14 protein-coding genes are annotated in these 16,091 nt (G+C 71.3%); all 14 read left to right on the forward strand.

Features of this window, described 5'->3' with window-relative positions; translation table 11 throughout:
* The first annotated feature begins 222 nt into the window (after positions 1-222).
* Entirely contained in the window at positions 223-1,383 is a 1,161-nt protein-coding gene (locus J2S22_RS20155; protein ID WP_272840424.1) for a Gfo/Idh/MocA family protein, read from the forward strand.
* Positions 1,384-1,812: 429 nt separating this feature from the next.
* Positions 1,813-3,255: an enolase-like domain-containing protein gene (locus tag J2S22_RS20160; RefSeq protein WP_272779213.1), complete on the forward strand. Its 1,443-nt coding sequence runs from the start codon at positions 1,813-1,815 to the stop codon at positions 3,253-3,255.
* 159 nt (positions 3,256-3,414) lie between these two features.
* Positions 3,415-4,419, forward strand: a complete 1,005-nt coding sequence (locus J2S22_RS20165; protein ID WP_272779212.1) for a Bug family tripartite tricarboxylate transporter substrate binding protein — start codon at positions 3,415-3,417, stop codon at positions 4,417-4,419.
* Between the two features lie 68 nt (positions 4,420-4,487).
* Positions 4,488-5,003, forward strand: coding sequence for a tripartite tricarboxylate transporter TctB family protein (locus J2S22_RS20170; protein ID WP_272779211.1), 516 nt, complete (start codon positions 4,488-4,490; stop codon positions 5,001-5,003).
* A gap of 12 nt (positions 5,004-5,015) precedes the next feature.
* On the forward strand, positions 5,016-6,524 hold the full coding sequence (locus tag J2S22_RS20175) for a tripartite tricarboxylate transporter permease (protein ID WP_272779210.1): 1,509 nt from the start codon (positions 5,016-5,018) through the stop codon (positions 6,522-6,524).
* Positions 6,524-7,351 (forward strand): sugar phosphate isomerase/epimerase family protein, encoded by an 828-nt coding sequence (locus J2S22_RS20180; protein WP_272779209.1) that lies wholly within the window; start codon positions 6,524-6,526, stop codon positions 7,349-7,351. Before J2S22_RS20175 ends, J2S22_RS20180 begins: the two co-directional genes overlap by 1 nt.
* 72 nt (positions 7,352-7,423) lie before the next feature.
* Positions 7,424-8,248 carry a sugar phosphate isomerase/epimerase family protein gene (locus J2S22_RS20185; protein ID WP_272779208.1) on the forward strand — a complete coding sequence of 275 codons (825 nt, stop codon included), beginning with the start codon at positions 7,424-7,426 and terminating at the stop codon, positions 8,246-8,248.
* A 314-nt stretch (positions 8,249-8,562) separates the two neighbouring features.
* Positions 8,563-9,198, forward strand: coding sequence for a (2Fe-2S)-binding protein (locus tag J2S22_RS20190; protein WP_272779207.1), 636 nt, complete (start codon positions 8,563-8,565; stop codon positions 9,196-9,198).
* Between the two features lies 1 nt (position 9,199).
* Positions 9,200-10,222 (forward strand): FAD binding domain-containing protein, encoded by a 1,023-nt coding sequence (locus tag J2S22_RS20195; RefSeq protein WP_272779206.1) that lies wholly within the window; start codon positions 9,200-9,202, stop codon positions 10,220-10,222.
* Positions 10,219-12,486 carry a xanthine dehydrogenase family protein molybdopterin-binding subunit gene (locus J2S22_RS20200; RefSeq protein WP_272779205.1) on the forward strand — a complete coding sequence of 756 codons (2,268 nt, stop codon included), beginning with the start codon at positions 10,219-10,221 and terminating at the stop codon, positions 12,484-12,486. Before J2S22_RS20195 ends, J2S22_RS20200 begins: the two co-directional genes overlap by 4 nt.
* Positions 12,487-12,660: 174 nt before the next feature.
* Positions 12,661-13,227, forward strand: coding sequence for a type 1 glutamine amidotransferase domain-containing protein (locus tag J2S22_RS20205; RefSeq protein WP_272779204.1), 567 nt, complete (start codon positions 12,661-12,663; stop codon positions 13,225-13,227).
* 230 nt (positions 13,228-13,457) lie between these two features.
* Positions 13,458-14,642 (forward strand): FUSC family protein, encoded by a 1,185-nt coding sequence (locus tag J2S22_RS20210; RefSeq protein ID WP_272779203.1) that lies wholly within the window; start codon positions 13,458-13,460, stop codon positions 14,640-14,642.
* Positions 14,643-14,783: 141 nt separating this feature from the next.
* Entirely contained in the window at positions 14,784-15,470 is a 687-nt protein-coding gene (locus J2S22_RS20215; protein ID WP_272779202.1) for a hypothetical protein, read from the forward strand.
* A gap of 3 nt (positions 15,471-15,473) precedes the next feature.
* Positions 15,474-15,857 (forward strand): hypothetical protein, encoded by a 384-nt coding sequence (locus J2S22_RS20220; protein WP_272779201.1) that lies wholly within the window; start codon positions 15,474-15,476, stop codon positions 15,855-15,857.
* The last annotated feature ends 234 nt before the right edge of the window (positions 15,858-16,091 follow it).

The following is a 16,091-nucleotide window of genomic DNA, read 5'->3' on the forward strand; positions in this document are numbered from 1 at the left end:
GTCGATCCTCGACCCCGCTGCCAATCTGTGAGAATTATGTTGCGCCGCAGCAAGCTCCGCCCGGGCGGAGAGCCATGCGAAGGCGCGATTCGGGCCTGCATTTTCGAGTGTGACAAGGCGCTTGACGGTCGGCCCCGGGTCGTGGTGATTTGTAACCAGGCGGTTACTTCTGGCGTTCCGGCCGGACGCATCGCCATCCAGTTTTTGCAAATTACGCGAGGCATGCAAGTGGCCACCAGGAACCTCGGCATCATCATGCACGGCGTCACCGGACGCATGGGTCTCAACCAGCATCTGGTGCGCTCCATCGTCGCCATCCGGGCCGAGGGCGGCGTCCTGCTCCCGAACGGCGACCGCGTGATGCCGGAACCCATCCTGGTCGGCCGCAACGCCGAGAAGGTCGCGGCGCTCGGCCGCCAGTACGGCATCGCGCGCACCACCTCGGATCTCGACGCCGCGCTGAAGAACCCCGACGACACCGTCTTCTTCGACGCCGCGACCACGCAGGCGCGCGCCGATCTGGTCACCCGCGCCATCGAGGCCGGCAAGCACGTCTACTGCGAGAAGCCGATCTCCGAGACGGTCGACAAGGCGCTGGCGATGGCGCGGCTCGCCAAGGCGCGCGGCGTGAAGAACGGCGTCGTCCAGGACAAGCTGTTCCTGCCCGGGCTGCGCAAGATCGCCAAGCTGAAGGAGGCCGGCTTCTTCGGCCGCATGTTCTCGGTGCGCGGCGAGTTCGGCTACTGGGTGTTCGAGGGCGACTGGGGCCAGCCGGCGCAGCGGCCGAGCTGGAACTACAAGCTCGCCGAAGGCGGCGGCATCATCCTCGACATGCTGTGCCACTGGCGCTACGTGCTCGACAATCTGTTCGGCGAGGTGAAGGCGGTGAGCTGCCTCGGCGCCACCCACATCCCGAGCCGCGTCGACGAGAGCGGCAAGACCTACGTCGCCGACGCCGACGACGCCGCCTACGCCACCTTCGAGCTCGAGGGCGGCGTCATCGCCCACATGAACTCGTCCTGGTGCGTGCGCGTGCGCCGCGACGACCTCGTCACCTTCCAGGTCGACGGCACCCACGGCTCGGCGGTGGCCGGCCTGTCGAAGTGCTGGACCCAGCACCGGGTCAACACGCCGCGCCCGATCTGGAATCCGGACGTCCCGCAGACCATGAACTTCTACGACCAGTGGGAAGAGGTGCCGGACAATTTCGAGTACGACAACGGCTTCAAGATCCAGTGGGAGAACTTCATTCGCCACGTGGTCGCCGACACGCCGTGGTCGCACGATCTGCTGCAGGGCGCCAAGGGCGTCCAGCTCGCCGAGATCGGACTCGAGAGCTGGAAGCAGCGCCGCTGGCTCGACGTGCCGAAGCTGACCGTGTGAGCGCACCTGCGCGACGGATCTGCACATCTGGAGACGCGATGGCCGGGCTCGTCCCGGCCATTTCCGTCTCCAGGCTGCGACCTGCGAGGCGCCGTCGCGTCGTTGGACTCGACGTGGGACTCGATCGCCCGCACGGACGCCGTCGCCCCGGAAAACTACGGATGGTAACATCCCACAGGCGGGTTCGCGGGCGCAGCAAATTCGGCGCGCCGCACAGGGATCTCCGCCACGCCGCCTGCGACGGCCGCATGGCGGATCTCGTTGCGCGGGGCGGCTTCGGGCCTTGCGACGCCGTCGTCGCGGATGTAACCATCCGGTTATTAGATGGAGGGAGCTGCCCGTGACCGGGTCTTGTCGGCGGCGCATCTATGGACCTCGTGAGGCGGCCGCGTCCGGCGCGGCCGCTCGCGTCGCGGGCGGGGTGCGGGCATGACGGACGCGCCGCGCCTGCGTCTCCTCGAGGCGGAGTTCTTCGAGCGTCCGGTCACGCTGCGGCTGCCGTTCCGCTTCGGCGTGGTGACGCTGCGCGAGGCGCCGCAGGCCTTCACGCGGGTGCGCATCCGGCTCGCCGACGGGCGCGAGGGCGAGGGCGTCGCCGCCCAGCTGATGGTGCCGAAGTGGTTCGACAAGTCGCCGGGCCTGTCGAACGAGCAGAACTTCGATCAGCTCCGCAGCGCGCTCGCCATCGCGCGCGAGCATTTTCTCGCAGCCGGTGAGGGAACGGCGTTCGGGCTCTCCGCCGCGGTCGAGCCGGCGCATCGCGCCGCCTGCGCCGCCGTGGATCTGAACGGCCTCGTCGCATCGTTCGGCATCGCCGAGATCGAGCGCGCGATTCTCGATGCGCTGGCCCGGATCGAGGGCGTTCCCGCCTTCGCGCTGGTGGCGGCGAACCGCGTCGGCCTGACCGCGCAGGGCGCCCCCGATCTCGCCGGCTTCGACATCGATGCGTTCCTGGCCGGTCTCGCCCCGGCGCCGTCGATCTTCGTGCGCCACACGGTCGGCATGGTCGACGCGCTCACCCGTGCCGACACGGCGGGGCATCGTCTCGACGACGGCCTGCCCGAGAGCCTGGAGGAGGTGATCGCGGCCTACGGCCACCGCCACTTCAAGCTCAAGGTCTCGGGCGACGCCGACGCCGACATCGCGCGGCTGTCCGGCATCGCCGCCGTGATCGACCGCATCGCCGAGCCCTATGTGGTCACCCTCGACGGCAACGAGCAGTACGACACGGTCGATGCCGTGGTGGCGCTGTGGCGCCGCATGGGCGAGACGCCGCGGCTCGCCCGCATGGTCGCCTCGACGCTGCACATCGAGCAGCCGATCGGCCGGGCCCGCGCGCTCGCCGAGCCCGTGCATGCGCTCGCCGGCCTGGTCCCGGTCGAGGTCGACGAGTCGGACAGCGACCTCGCCGTCTTCACGGCGGCGCGGGCGCTCGGCTATCGCGGCATCTCGGCGAAGTCCTGCAAGGGATTTTACCGCGCCTTGATCAATCGTGCGCGAGTCGCCCACTGGAACGCCGGCGACGGCGCGACGGGGGTTGCGCGGGCCTTCATGTCGGCCGAGGATCTGACCACTCAGGCTGGAATCGCGGTGCAGCAGGATCTCGCGCTCGCGACCCTGGTGGGCGTCACCCATGTCGAGCGCAACGGCCATCACTATGTCGACGGCATGGCCGGTGCCTCCGACGCGGAGCAGGGCCGGTTCCTGGCCGCGCATCCCGATCTCTACGCCCGTTCGAACGGACGCGTGCGCCTCGCCATCCGGGACGGCGCCGTGTCTCTCGCCTCGATCGCGACCGCCCCGGGCCTCGCGGCCGGCGCGCTGCCCGACTGGGCGTCGATGCGTCCCATGTCGCGCCCCCTGGCCGCGTGACCCCCGGTGTGCTGATGTCTTCCGCCCGATCCTGTCCCCCTCCGCCGGCCGCCCCCGGGCCGTTCGTCACAATGCCGGCGTAAGGAGCCACCTCAGCGCGCCGGCAGAAGCGCGATCTTCCAACCAACACCCGCCTACGACACAAGGGAGAGACCTCGAATGAAACGTACCCTGCTCGCGGCCGCCGCGGCGGTCCTCGCCCTCACGGGCGTCGCCGATGCCCAGACCTATCCGTGGAAGCCCACCAAGCCCATCACCGTCGTGGTGCCGTGGGGCGCCGGCGGCTCGACCGACCAGGTCGTGCGGCTCCTCGGCAAGGAGATCGAGGCGGCGATCGGCCAGACCGTGGTGATCGTCAACCAGCCGGGCGCGTCCGGTTCGATCGGCACCAAGTCGGTCGTCGAGGCGCCGAAGGACGGCTACATGTTCGCCTCGGGCGCGGCCAAGGACCTCGGCACCTATCCGGTGACCGGGCTCCTGAACACCAAGCTCGACGACTGGCACCTGTTCCTCGGCGTGATCAACGCCTCGGTGATGGGCGTCAACGCGGCGACCCCCTACAAGACCCTCGACGACCTCGTGAAGGCCATGAAGGAGAAGCCGAACGGCATCACGGTCGCCACCGCCGGCATCAACTCGTCGGGCGGCGCCGCGCTGGGCGCGTTCGCGCAGGCGGCCGGCGTGCAGCCGCGCCAGGTGACCTATGACGGCGGCAACCCGGCCGTCATCGCCACCGCCGGCGGCGAGACCCAGGCGACCACCCAGCTCGCCGTCGAGCAGGCCGAGATGCTGCGGGCCAAGCGCCTGCGCGCGCTCGGCGTGTTCGCCACCAAGCCGCTGGAGCTCGAAGGCGTCGGCACCATCCCGACCGTCACGTCGTCGGTGCCGGGCTACAAGGCGACCGACAACTACTTCGGCATCTTCGTGCCGAAGGGCACGCCGGCCGAGGTGATCACCACCCTGGAGATGATCTGGAAGGACAAGATCGCCAAGTCCGAGGCGCTGAAGAAGTACGCCACCCAGCGCGGCGCCATCGTCGCGGCGGTCTACGGCGAGGAGGCCAAGAAGGCCGTCATGCCGGCCATCCAGGAGTTCGCCTGGGGCATGTGGAACCGCAAGGAAGCCAAGGTCGATCCCGCGACCGTCGGCATTCCGAAGCCGTGATCTGAACGAGCGGCGGGGCGGGCCCGGCCCGCCCCGCATCACGTCCTGCCCGAGTCCTGCGAGGATCCATGCAAGCCAGACCACTCGCCCGCGCCGATCTGATCACCGGGGTGATCCTGGTCGTGTTCGGCATCGCGGCCTTCGCCGAGTCGTGGGGGATGCCGCGGCTCGAGGAGCGGAGCATCAATCCGTGGACCGCGCCCGGCCTGGTGCCCGGCCTGCTCGGAATCATCATCGCGCTGCTCGGTCTCGTGCTGGCGCTGCGTTCCGCCTTCGCCGGCGCGTTCGGCCCCCAGGTTCCGCTCGACGACGACACCCCGGAGGAGCGCCGCGCCGCCTCGCGGCGCCTCGCGCTGTGCTCCGTCCTCTGCTTCATCTATGCCGTCGTCCTGGTCGGCCACATCCCGTTCTGGCTCGCGACGCTGCTGTTCGTGTTCGTCTTCATCGTCTCGTTCGAATGGCAGCGCGACGAGGCGTGGCCGATGCGCGCCCGGAAGCTCGCCATCGCGGCACTGATCGCGGTGCTGGCGGCGGGCTTCATCCCCTACATGTTCGAGACGCTGTTCCTGGTCCGGCTGCCGTAAGGGTTATCGATCATGTTCGAGGGACTGGGGCATCTTTTCGCCGCGTTCGAGACGTTCGCGAACTTCACCACCGTGTTCAACGTCTGCTGGGCGACGCTGGTCGGCATCACCATCGGGGCGCTGCCGGGCCTGACCGCCACCATGGGCGTCGCGCTGCTGACGACCCTCACCTACAAGATGGCGCCCGAGCAGGCGATCCTGGTGCTGATCTCCTGCTATGTCGGCGCCATCTACGGCGGTTCGCGCTCGGCCATCCTGCTCAACATCCCGGGCACGCCGGCCAATGCGGCGACCACCATGGACGGCTTTCCGCTCGCCAAGGCGGGCCGGGCCGGCGAGGCGATGGGCCTCGCCACCACGTCGTCGATGATCGGCACCTTCATCGGCATCTTCTTCCTCGCCATCATCGCCCCGGCGCTCGCCGAGATCGCGCTCGACTTCCAGTCCTACGAGTATTTCTGGCTCGCCATCTTCGGCATCGTCATCGCCGGCCAGATGTGCTCGTTCGACGACGCGCTGAAGGGCTGGATCGCCGGCTTCCTCGGCCTGTTCGTCGCGATGATCGGCCAGGAGGGCATCCACGCCGAGGAGCGCTTCGTCTTCGGCTGGTCGGAGCTGTCCGGCGGCATCGCGCTCATCCCGGCACTGGTCGGCACCTTCGGGGTCGCCGAGATCCTCACCGTGATGCGCAACCGCGCCGCCGAGCTCGCCACCAGCGTGGTCGATCACGTCGTGCCGCGCCTCTCCGACCTCTGGCACTACAAGCGCACGATCGTCCGGTCCGGCATCATCGGCACGGCGGTCGGCATCATCCCGGGCGTCGGCGAGGACATCGGCGCCTGGATCTCCTACGCGGCGGCGCGCCGCGCCAGCAAGGAGCGCGACCAGTTCGGCAAGGGCTCGAAGGAGGGCCTGTGCGCCGCCGAGACCGGCAACAACGCCGCCATCCCGGGGGCCATCATCCCGGCCCTCACGCTGGCCGTGCCGGGCTCGGCGCCGGCCGCCGTGCTGCTCGCCGCCATGCTGATCCACGGCCTGCGGCCCGGCCCGATGATCATGATCGAGAGTCCGGACTTCGTCTTCCAGGTCGTCTGGATGGTGGCGATGGCCACCCTCGCGATGGGAATCTTCGGCATCCTGCTGACCCGGCCGCTGCTGAAGATCCTCAAGGTGCCGCGCGAGCGCCTGATGCCGGTCGTGTTCGTGCTCTGCGTCATCGGCCCCTATGCCATCACGCTGCGGCTTTTCGACATCTACGTCACGCTGTTCTTCGGCGTGCTCGGCTTCATCCTGCGCGAGATGAAGTACCCGATGGCACCGCTGGTGCTCGGCGTCATCCTCGGCGACATCCTGGACAAGAGCCTGCGCCGCGCCCTGGTGCTGGCCGACGGGGATCTCACGCCGTTCTTCTTCCGGCCGATCTCGGCGGTCCTGTGGATCACCACGGCGCTGGTGATTCTCAGCGCAATCCCGGGCGTCCAGCGCGCCGCGGCCCGCGTGTTCGGCTGGAACAAGGCGTGATGCGTATCGCGCTGTGCAACGAGGTGATCGCCGCGCTGCCGTTCGATCGGCAGTGCGGCTTCGCCGCCGCAGTCGGCTACGACGGGCTGGAGGTCGCGCCCTTCACCCTGTCGGAGACGCCGCATCTGATGCCGGCGGCGGAGCGCGCCGCGCTGCGCCGGGCCGCCGCGGAGGCCGGCATCGCCATCACGGGCCTGCATTATCTGATGCGGGCGCCGGCCGGCCTGTCGATCACCACGACCGACGCGGCGGCGCGCGAGACGAGCATCGACGTGATGCGCCGCCTGTGCGGCCTGGCGCACGATCTCGGCGCCGGCGTGCTGGTGCACGGCTCGCCCGACCAGCGCCGGCTCGATCCGGGCAGCGAGGCCGACGGGCGAAAGCGCGCCGCCGACGCCTTCGCGGCCGTCGCGGCAGCCGCGGCGGAGGCCGGCGTCGTCTACTGCATCGAGCCGCTGTCGAAGCGCCAGACCGACTGCATCAACACGGTGGCCGAGGCCGCCGCGATCGTGCAGGCGGTGGACAGCCCGGCGCTGCGGACCATGATCGACTGCTCGTCCTCGGCCGTCACCGAGGCGGAGCCGGTCCCGGAGCTGATCCGCCGCTGGATCCCGACCGGGCTGATCGGTCACGTCCACTTCAACGATCCGAACCGCCGCGGCCCCGGCGAGGGCGAGCTCGAGTTCGCGCCGATCGTCACCGCGCTGCGCGAGGTCGGCTGGCGCGACGTCGTCGGCGTCGAGCCCTTCGTCTACGAGCCGGACGGCCCCGCCTGCGCGGCCCGCGCCATCGGCTACGTCCGCGCCCTTCTCGAAGCGATCCCCTGACGAGTCCATCCCGGCGGCGGAGCGCGCCCCGCGCGACCGCGTCCGTCCACGCCAGACACCTCGGAACCCGCCATGTCCAACAAAGGCCTGTCGATCAATCTCGCCACCGTGCGCGAGCAGTGGAACCTGGGCGAGGCGGTCGCGGCCTGCGCCCGTCACGGCATCAAGGCCGTCGATCCGTGGCGCGATCAGGTCGCCGCCTTCGGGCTCGCCGAGTCCGCGAAGGTGATCAAGGACCACGGCATGGACGTCACCGGCTACTGCCGCGGCGGCATGTTCCCGGCGCCCGACGCGGCCGGCCGGCAGGCGGCGATCGACGACAACCGACGCGCCATCGACGAGGCGGCGACCATCGGGGCCGAGTGCCTGGTGCTGGTGGTCGGCGGGCTGCCGAAGGGCTCGCGCGACATCGTCGCGGCGCGCGAGATGGTGGCCGAAGGCATGGCCGCGATCCTGCCGCACGCCCGGGCCGCCAAGGTGCCGCTCGCCATCGAGCCGCTGCACCCGATGTATGCGGGCGACCGCGCCTGCGTGAACACGCTGGGGCAGGCGCTGGATCTGTGCGAGCAGCTCGGCCCGGACGTCGGCGTCGCCATCGACGCCTATCACGTCTGGTGGGACCCGGATCTCGCGGCCCAGATCGCCCGCGCCGGCCGCGACAAGCGCATCTTCGCCTATCACATCTGCGACTGGCTGGTGCCGACCCGCGACATGCTGCTCGACCGCGGCATGATGGGCGACGGCGTCATCGACCTGCCGGCGATCGCCAGAATGATCGAGGACGCCGGCTTCACGGGCTATCACGAGGTCGAGATCTTCTCCGGCGAGACCTGGTGGAAGAAGCCCGGCGACGAGGTCCTGAAGACCTGCCTGGAGCGTTTTTCCAGCGCCTGCTGAGAGAGGGGGCGGAGCGGCCGCGATCTCGTCCAGCTGTTCCGCGCTCACCCCGAGGAGCCCGCGCACCGGTTGTCTCGAAGGGCGGGGCGGCCACGGACCGGCATTCGGATGCGCCTCGGCCTCATGGTTCGAGACGCGCTCCTGCGGAGCGTTCCTCACCATGAGGAACGACCATGGACGGTATGATCCCGCCGCCGTCCCGACGCGGGTTAGCGAAAGGTACAAACCCGAACCCCTGAAGCTTTGACGCGTTCTACGGAACGAGTGCCGGCCGGGACCGGTGCCCGTTCCAGAACGAACGCGACGGAGCTTCCATGACCCCCGACCTTTTCGCGCGACCCGAGGGGCGCTCGTCCCCGGCCGCCTCCGGCCTCGACCGGCGATCCTTCCTGGGCGCCGGCGCCTGCGGTGCCGCGGTGCCTCTGCTCGGCCCCGTCTCGGCGGACGCCCAGGCCGCGGCCCCGCCCGACATCCGCCAGCCGCTCGATCTCACCCTGACGATCAACGGCCGCGATCACCGTCTCGCGCTCGACGCCCGCACCACCCTGCTCGACGCGCTGCGCGAGAGGATCGGTCTCACCGGCACCAAGAAGGGCTGCGACCAGGGCCAGTGCGGCGCCTGCACGGTGCTGCTCGACGGCACCCGGGTGCTGTCCTGCCTCACGCTCGCCGCCATGGCCGAAGGCCGCGAGGTGACGACCATCGAGGGCCTCGCCGGGCCGGACGGAACGCTGCATCCGATGCAGCAGGCCTTCGTCGACCACGACGCCTTCCAGTGCGGCTACTGCACGCCGGGACAGATTCTGTCGGCGGTCGCCTGCGTCAACGAGGGGCACGCGAACGATCCCGCCCAGATCCGCGAATACATGAGCGGCAATCTGTGCCGCTGCGCCGCCTATCCCAACATCGTCGCCGCGGTCGAGCAGGCCAAGGCCGAGATGGGGGCCTGACATGCAGCCGTTCCACTATCGGCGCGCCGACTCACTCGATGCGGCGGCGCAGGCCGCCGGCGCGTCGCGCGGCAGCCGCGTCGAGGCGCCGGTGCAGTTCGTCGCCGGCGGCACCACGCTGCTCGACCTGATGAAGATCGAGGTGATGCGGCCGGCGACCGTGATCGATATCAACCCGCTCGCCGATCGCTACGGCGCGATCGACGCGACCGACCGCGGGCTGCGGCTCGGCGCGCTCGCCCGCATGGCGCAGGCCGCCGACGATCCGGCGGTGCGCCGCGACTACCCGGTGATCGCCCAGACGCTCGACCTCGCGGCGAGCCAGCAGCTCCGCAACATGGCGACGCTCGGCGGCAACCTGCTCCAGCGCACTCGCTGCCCGTATTTCCGCGACGTCAGCTGGACGGCCTGCAACAAGCGCGATCCGGGCTCCGGCTGCGCCGCCCTGGAGGGCGTCAATCGCAAGCACGCCGTGCTCGGCGTGAGCGAGGCCTGCATCGCCACCTATCCGGGCGACTTCGCCCAGGCCCTGGTGGCCCTCGACGCGCGGCTGGAGATCGCCGGTCCGCAGGGCCGCCGCGAGATCGCCGCCGCGGATCTGCACCGGCTGCCCGGCGAGACGCCGAACGTCGAGACGCAGCTCGGGCCCGGCGAGCTGATCACGTCGATCCTGGTGCCGGCCGGCGCCTGGACGCGGCGCTCGCTCTATCTGAAGGTGCGCGACCGCGAATCCTACGACTTCGCGCTCGCCTCGGCGGCCGTCGCGCTCGAGCTCGGCGACGACGACACGGTGCGCGAGGCGCGGATCGCGCTCGGCGGCGTCGCCACGGTGCCGTGGCGCGCCCGCGCCGCCGAGGACGCCCTGAAGGGCCGGCGGCTCGACGAGGCCGCCGCGGAGGCCGCCGCGGAGGCCGCCTTCGCCGACGCGCAGATCCGTGAGCACAACGCCTACAAGGTCGATCTCGGCCGCCGCACGCTGGTGCGCGCGCTGCTCGACGCCGCCCGCCTGGAGATCCGGACATGAGCGCCGCCGCCCCCGAACCGAAAGCCAACATGGGCCGGCCCGAGCCGCGCCTCGACGCCCGCCTGAAGGTCACCGGTGAGGCCCGCTATCCCTCCGACATGCCGGTCGGCCATCCGGCCCATGCCGTGCTGGTGACGAGCAGCATCGCCCGCGGCCGCCTCGCCGGGCTCGACACCGCGGCGGCCCGCGCCGTGCCCGGCGTGATCGAGATCTTCACGGCCGAGAACACCAGGGAGCTGAAGCATCTCGACTACGTGCCGGGCGGCGGCGGCCCGTCCACCTCGGTGCAAGAGCTCGGGCCGGAGATCGCCCACGACGGCCAGATCATCGCCATGGTGGTGGCCGAGACGCTGGAGGCGGCGCGCGAGGCCGCCCATGCCGTGAAGGCGAGCTACGACCGCCAGGACCCGAGCGCCACCTTCGACTCGGCCGGCGTGGAGGAGAAGCCGGCCGGCAAGGAGTTTCCCAAGGCCGGCGACGCCGAGGCGGCGCTGGCCGCGGCCGAGGTGACCATCGCGGCGGAGTACGGCACCCCGACCCAGCACCACAACGCCATCGAGCTGTTCACCACGACCTGCGTGTGGGACGGCGACAGGCTCACGGTCCACGAGCCGAGCCAGTTCGTCTACGGGCTGAAGAACGCGCTCGCCGCGCGGCTCGCCATGGATCCGGCGAAGATCCACGTCGTCAGCCCGTATGTCGGCGGCGCCTTCGGCGCCAAGGCGCAGATGACGCCGCGCACCGCGCTGGTGGCGTTCGCCGCCAAGACGCTGGGCCGGCCCGTGAAGCTGGTGGCGAGCCGCGACCAGGGCTTCACCATCGCGACCTACCGGGCCGAGACCAGGCACCGCATCCGGCTCGGCGCCCGGCGCGACGGCAAGATCGTCGCCTACACGCACGAGGGCCGCGAGGTCACGTCGCGGCCGGACGCCTACAAGGTCGCCGGCGTCTCCGACACGGTGCGGCTCTACGACTTCGGCACCGTGGCGACCCATGTCAGCGTCGTGCACGCGGACCGCAACACGCCGGGCTTCATGCGCTCGCCGCCGGTGGTGCCCTATGTGTACGCGCTGGAGAGCGCCATGGACGAGCTCGCCGTGAGGCTCGGCATGGACCCGGTGGAGCTGCGCCGCGTCAACGACGTGACCCGCGACACGGTGAGCGGCAAGATGTGGACGTCGCGCTCGCTGATGAAGTGCTACGACGAGGCCGCCGCCGCATTCGGCTGGGCGGACCACAAGCCGGAGCCCGGCGCGATGCGCGACGGCGACTGGCTGATCGGCTGGGGCTGCGCCACCGCGTGCTATCCGACCCATCTCGGCGCCACCGCGGCGCGGGTGCGGCTGCTGCCGAGCGGCGAGGTGCGGGTGCAGGTCGCCGCGCACGACATCGGCACCGGCGCCTACACGGTGATCGGCCAGCAGGCGGCCGAGCGGCTCGGCGTGCCGCTCGCCGCCGTCACGGTCGAGCTCGGCGACTCCGACCTGCCGCCCGGACCGGTGGCGGGCGGCTCCAACACCACGGCGAGCGTCTGCTCGGCCGTGATCAAGGCCTGCGACGCCATTCGCGAGAAGCTGCTGCGTGCCGCCTCGACGTCGAACGAGGGGCCGCTCGCCGGCCGCTCGCCGGCCGAGCTGTCCTTCACGGACGGCCGGGCCGTCGCGACCGACGGCGCCGCCGAGAGCATCGCCGACGTGATGCAGCGGCTCGGCACCGCCGCCATCGAGGAATACGCCGAGTATCTTCCGCCGGGCGCGCCGGCGGACGGGCTGCGCCGGCTCTACGGCGGCAAGGCCGTGCTCACCGGCGGGCCGCACGGCGAGAAGATCATGTACGCGCTCGGCGCCGAGTTCGTCGAGGTGCGCGTCCATGCGCGCACCCGCGAGGTGCGGGTGCCGCGCGCCGTCGGCGCCTTCGCGGGCGGCCGCATCATGAACACCCGCACGGCGCGCAGCCAGCTGATGGGCGGGATGATCTGGGGCATCGGCTCGGCCCTGCACGAGGCGACCGAGATCGATCGCCGCGAGGCCCGCTATATCAACGACAACATCGCCGAGTACCTGATCCCGGTGAACGCCGACGTGCCGTCGATCGAGGTGATCATGGTGCCGGAGGAGGACGCCGAGGTGAACCCGGCCGGCGTCAAGGGCCTCGGCGAGCTCGCCAATGTCGGCACCGCCGCGGCGATCGCCAACGCGGTCTATCACGCGACCGGGAGGCGCATCCGCGACCTGCCGATCCGGATCGAGGATCTGCTGGCGTGATCGAGATCCGTAGGGTGGGCAAAGCGAAGCGTGCCCACGCGGTCCGCGGTTCGAACGAGCAGGGCGGCGCGGTGGCGCACAGCGTGGGCACGTCGCCCCTTCGGCGCGCCGTTGCCCGCCCTGCGGCGATGGCTCTCGGCAGGGGGGCGGCAACCCGGAAGAAGGAGAATCGACATGGCGAACGATCTGAAAGGCTGCAGGGTGGCCGTGCTGGCGACCGACGGGGTCGAGCAGGTGGAGCTGACCGAGCCCGTGAAGGCGCTGCGCGAGAAGGGCGCCGAGGTGTCGGTGATCGCTCCCAAGAGCGGCAGGATCCAGGGCTTCGACCATCACGACAAGAAGGATCCGATCCTGGTCGACCGCACCCTCGACCAGGCGAAGCCGGACGAGTTCGAGGCGCTGCTGCTGCCCGGCGGCGTGATCAACCCGGACGCGCTGCGGCTGGAGCCGAAGGCGATCGCCTTCGTGAAGCACTTCGTGCAGACCGGCAAGCCGATCGCCGCGATCTGCCACGGGCCGTGGACCCTGATCGACGCCGGCGGGGTGAAGGGCCGCAAGGTCACCTCGTGGCCGTCGCTGCAGACCGACCTGCGCAACGCCGGCGCCGAATGGGTCGACCAGGAGGTGGTCACCGACCAGGGCCTCGTCACCTCGCGCAAGCCGCAGGATATCCCGGCGTTCAACCGCAAGATGATCGAGGAGTTCTCGGAGGGCCGCCACGCCCGCCGCGCGGCCGAATAGGCCCCCGGACGAGCGGGCAGTGGGGCGAGCCGCCGGCTCGGCGGTAGGTCCATAATCCTGCCCCGATCGGGCATTAAGGACAGGCATCATCCGATCACGACGATGATCTGGCGCGGCCCGGCTTCCGGGCCGCGCTCGTCGTCGCCTCCATGCCGTTCCGCGCAGGCCCGGCCCCGTGTCGTGCGACACGGGCTCGCGCCTGCGCCCACAGAAGAAACCGCAAGAAGACCATGCTCGACGTGTCGCCTTCCGCCTCCACCTCCCGGCCCGAGTCTCCGCGGCCCGAAGCCTCCCGGCCGGTGCATCCCGCCGCGACGGCGACGCGGCGCCGCACCGGCTCGCGCCCGCCGCTGGTGCGGCAGGCCGTCCGGGCGGCGCGCGACCTGTCGCGGCGGGCCGTGCCGGACACCCCGGGCCTGCGGCGCTCCTGGCTCTTCCTCGTCTCGATCGGGATCCCGTTCGCGGCCGGCACGCTCGCCGGCATCCCGGGCGGTGCCCTGCTGGGCGCCCTGATCGGCATGATGGCCTGCTTCGCCGACGAGGATCAGCGCGGCCTCGGACCGCGGCTCCTCGCCCTGGTGCAGATCGGCCTCGGCATGACGGTCGGGGCGACCGTCGGCACGGCGCTGCACGGCTACGAGTACCCGTTCTGGCCGCTGTTCTGCGTCGCGCTGTTCGCCGCCGGCTGGCTGACCCGCCAGGGCAAGGCGCCGCATCTCGGCGCCCGCTTCGGTGCCATCGCGCTCGGCCTCACCGCCGGCATGCCGCCCTTCGCGCCGGAGGACTTCTGGTTCGCCGGCCTCGCCTTCGCGGTCGCCGCGCTGGCCCGCACCGTCGATCATCTGCGCTTCGGCCGGATGCCGGCGCCGGCCGGCTTCGTGCCGCCGCGGCTCGAGCGCCACCACGAGTGGCTGCGCTACGCGGCCGCCTACGCGGCCGTCGCGGCCGTAGGCCTGTGGATCGGCATCGCGCTCGGCATGACGCGGGCGATCTGGATCACGGTGGCGCCGCTGGTCGTCATGCTGCCCGGCGCCGAGGCGACCTATCGGCGGATCGTCGAGTTCATGTTCGGCACCACGGTCGGCGTCGTCGTCGCCTGGGTGCTGATCCACACCATCGCCACCCCGGTCGTCTCGATCGTCCTGGTGCTGACGATCGCGCCGCTGATCCCGCTGCAGATGCCGAAGCGGTTCTGGCTGCAGACGGCGCTGATCGCCGTGATGCTGCTGATCGCCTTCCGGCTGGCGCTGCCCGATCCGCGCTCGGTGTCGGCCCTGATCGTCGAGCGGCTGGAGGACATCCTGCTCGGCTGCGGCCTCGCGCTGGTCGGTGCCGTGCTGGCCTTCTGGCGCCCGGGCGGCGGCGAGGCGGCCGAGCGGACGGAGCCGCCGCGGCTGACGGCGCGCTGCCGCTGAGCGCCGAGGGGCGGGCGACGGCTGCGACGATTGGGCTTGCGGGCGCCAAGAATCCGCCCCAAGTGTAGAAGCCTAGTGCGTGACCGATCCATTGTCGCCGCCGGCCGCTTCGGTCGTTCGGCCCGCCGCGAGGCCCGCGCCATGCTCCGATTTCTCCTCGTTCCGCGCCAGGCCGGACCGGGCCGCCTGCGTGCCGTCGCGCTGCTGCCCGTCCTCCTGATCGTGTCGGTCCTGGCAGTCGGGGCGCCCCCGGCGCACGCCCAGTCGGCCGGCCAGGGCGGCGGCGATGCCGTCACGCCGGTGGAGGAGTACGCCAAGCAGGTCGAGGAGCTGAAGAAGAGCTATCCGGACCTGTCGAAGCGCATCGAGGACACGACCCGCACCATCGACGAGCTCTCCGACGTCGGCAAGGCGCGCTCCGAGATCGAGGAGCTGCGCTCGATGGTCGCAGGCCTGCTCGGCGCCGTCTCCGACAACGGCACCGTGTCGCAGCTCGGCGCCAAGGCGCTGGCGCACGGCCGCGCCAAGCTGAAGTCGATCGAGCAGGACGCCCGCTTCCGCCCGGAGGAGAAGGAGTTCCTGCTCGACCAGTGGCGCAAGCTCGTCACCGAGACCGAGCGTGCCAGCGAGGACCTCGAAAGCGCCCGCAAGGAGTTCGCCGACCTGCTGCGCACCCTGCAGACCCGCGAGGACTTCATCGACGAGCTGATGCAGGTGCGCCGCGCTTCCGAGGCGATCGCCGTGATCCGCAACCTGACCCGCGAGATCCGCGACGCCTCGACCAAGCTGAAGTCCCTGATCGGCGGGCTGAAGCCGCCGGGAGTGTGAGCGATGCGTCGTCGTCTCGCCGCGGCGCCGTCCGTCGCGGCGGCCCTTCTCGCGGCCTTCGGCCTGTCGGCCTGCAACTTCGAGCGCGCGACCGGCTATGTCGAGATCCGCACCGTGCCGGCCAACCCGCCGGCGCATCTCAAGCTGGTGCTCGATTCCCAGACGCTCGATCCGCTGAAGAAGGGCAACACGGTGCTGCGCCAGGCGGTCGGAACCCACAAGCTCGGCGTCGCGACCACGGGCGATCCGATGATGCTGTGCGAGCTGGCGGTCAAGAAGGACCGCATCACCACCGTCACGGTGTCGCTGCTCGACCGCCCGCCGCGCTGCCAGTGCCGCTCCTCCACCGGCACCGACGCCGCATCCAACAAGCGCTGCGAGGGGTAGGGCGGCGACGCAGTCACGGACGGCTCCGCTCTGGACCCTCTCCCTGAGGGAGAGGGTCGGGGCGCGCCGCAGGCGCGCGCCGGGGTGAGGGTTTACGGCGCCGGTCGGCTGGCCTCGGCGGGGGGGGCGGCCCCCCCCCCCCCCCCCCGGGGGGGCCCGCGGCCCCCCCCCCCCCCCCGGGGGGGGGGGGGGGGCGGGCCGCGCCCACACCCCCCCCCCCCGCCGCGCCCGGTA

Source organism: Rhodoplanes tepidamans, from assembly GCF_030813915.1.
GTDB classification, from domain to species: Bacteria; Pseudomonadota; Alphaproteobacteria; order Rhizobiales; family Xanthobacteraceae; genus Rhodoplanes; species Rhodoplanes tepidamans.

Excerpts from the sequence above, each read along its gene's own strand:
- J2S22_RS20155 (WP_272840424.1), top strand. The coding sequence starts at position 223 with ATGCAAGTGGCCACCAGGAACCTCGGCATCATCATGCACGGCGTCACC.
- J2S22_RS20160 (WP_272779213.1), top strand. The coding sequence starts at position 1,813 with ATGACGGACGCGCCGCGCCTGCGTCTCCTCGAGGCGGAGTTCTTCGAG.
- J2S22_RS20165 (WP_272779212.1), top strand. The coding sequence starts at position 3,415 with ATGAAACGTACCCTGCTCGCGGCCGCCGCGGCGGTCCTCGCCCTCACG.
- J2S22_RS20170 (WP_272779211.1), top strand. The coding sequence starts at position 4,488 with ATGCAAGCCAGACCACTCGCCCGCGCCGATCTGATCACCGGGGTGATC.
- J2S22_RS20175 (WP_272779210.1), top strand. The coding sequence starts at position 5,016 with ATGTTCGAGGGACTGGGGCATCTTTTCGCCGCGTTCGAGACGTTCGCG.
- J2S22_RS20180 (WP_272779209.1), top strand. The coding sequence starts at position 6,524 with ATGCGTATCGCGCTGTGCAACGAGGTGATCGCCGCGCTGCCGTTCGAT.
- J2S22_RS20185 (WP_272779208.1), top strand. The coding sequence starts at position 7,424 with ATGTCCAACAAAGGCCTGTCGATCAATCTCGCCACCGTGCGCGAGCAG.
- J2S22_RS20190 (WP_272779207.1), top strand. The coding sequence starts at position 8,563 with ATGACCCCCGACCTTTTCGCGCGACCCGAGGGGCGCTCGTCCCCGGCC.
- J2S22_RS20195 (WP_272779206.1), top strand. The coding sequence starts at position 9,200 with ATGCAGCCGTTCCACTATCGGCGCGCCGACTCACTCGATGCGGCGGCG.
- J2S22_RS20200 (WP_272779205.1), top strand. The coding sequence starts at position 10,219 with ATGAGCGCCGCCGCCCCCGAACCGAAAGCCAACATGGGCCGGCCCGAG.
- J2S22_RS20205 (WP_272779204.1), top strand. The coding sequence starts at position 12,661 with ATGGCGAACGATCTGAAAGGCTGCAGGGTGGCCGTGCTGGCGACCGAC.
- J2S22_RS20210 (WP_272779203.1), top strand. The coding sequence starts at position 13,458 with ATGCTCGACGTGTCGCCTTCCGCCTCCACCTCCCGGCCCGAGTCTCCG.
- J2S22_RS20215 (WP_272779202.1), top strand. The coding sequence starts at position 14,784 with ATGCTCCGATTTCTCCTCGTTCCGCGCCAGGCCGGACCGGGCCGCCTG.
- J2S22_RS20220 (WP_272779201.1), top strand. The coding sequence starts at position 15,474 with ATGCGTCGTCGTCTCGCCGCGGCGCCGTCCGTCGCGGCGGCCCTTCTC.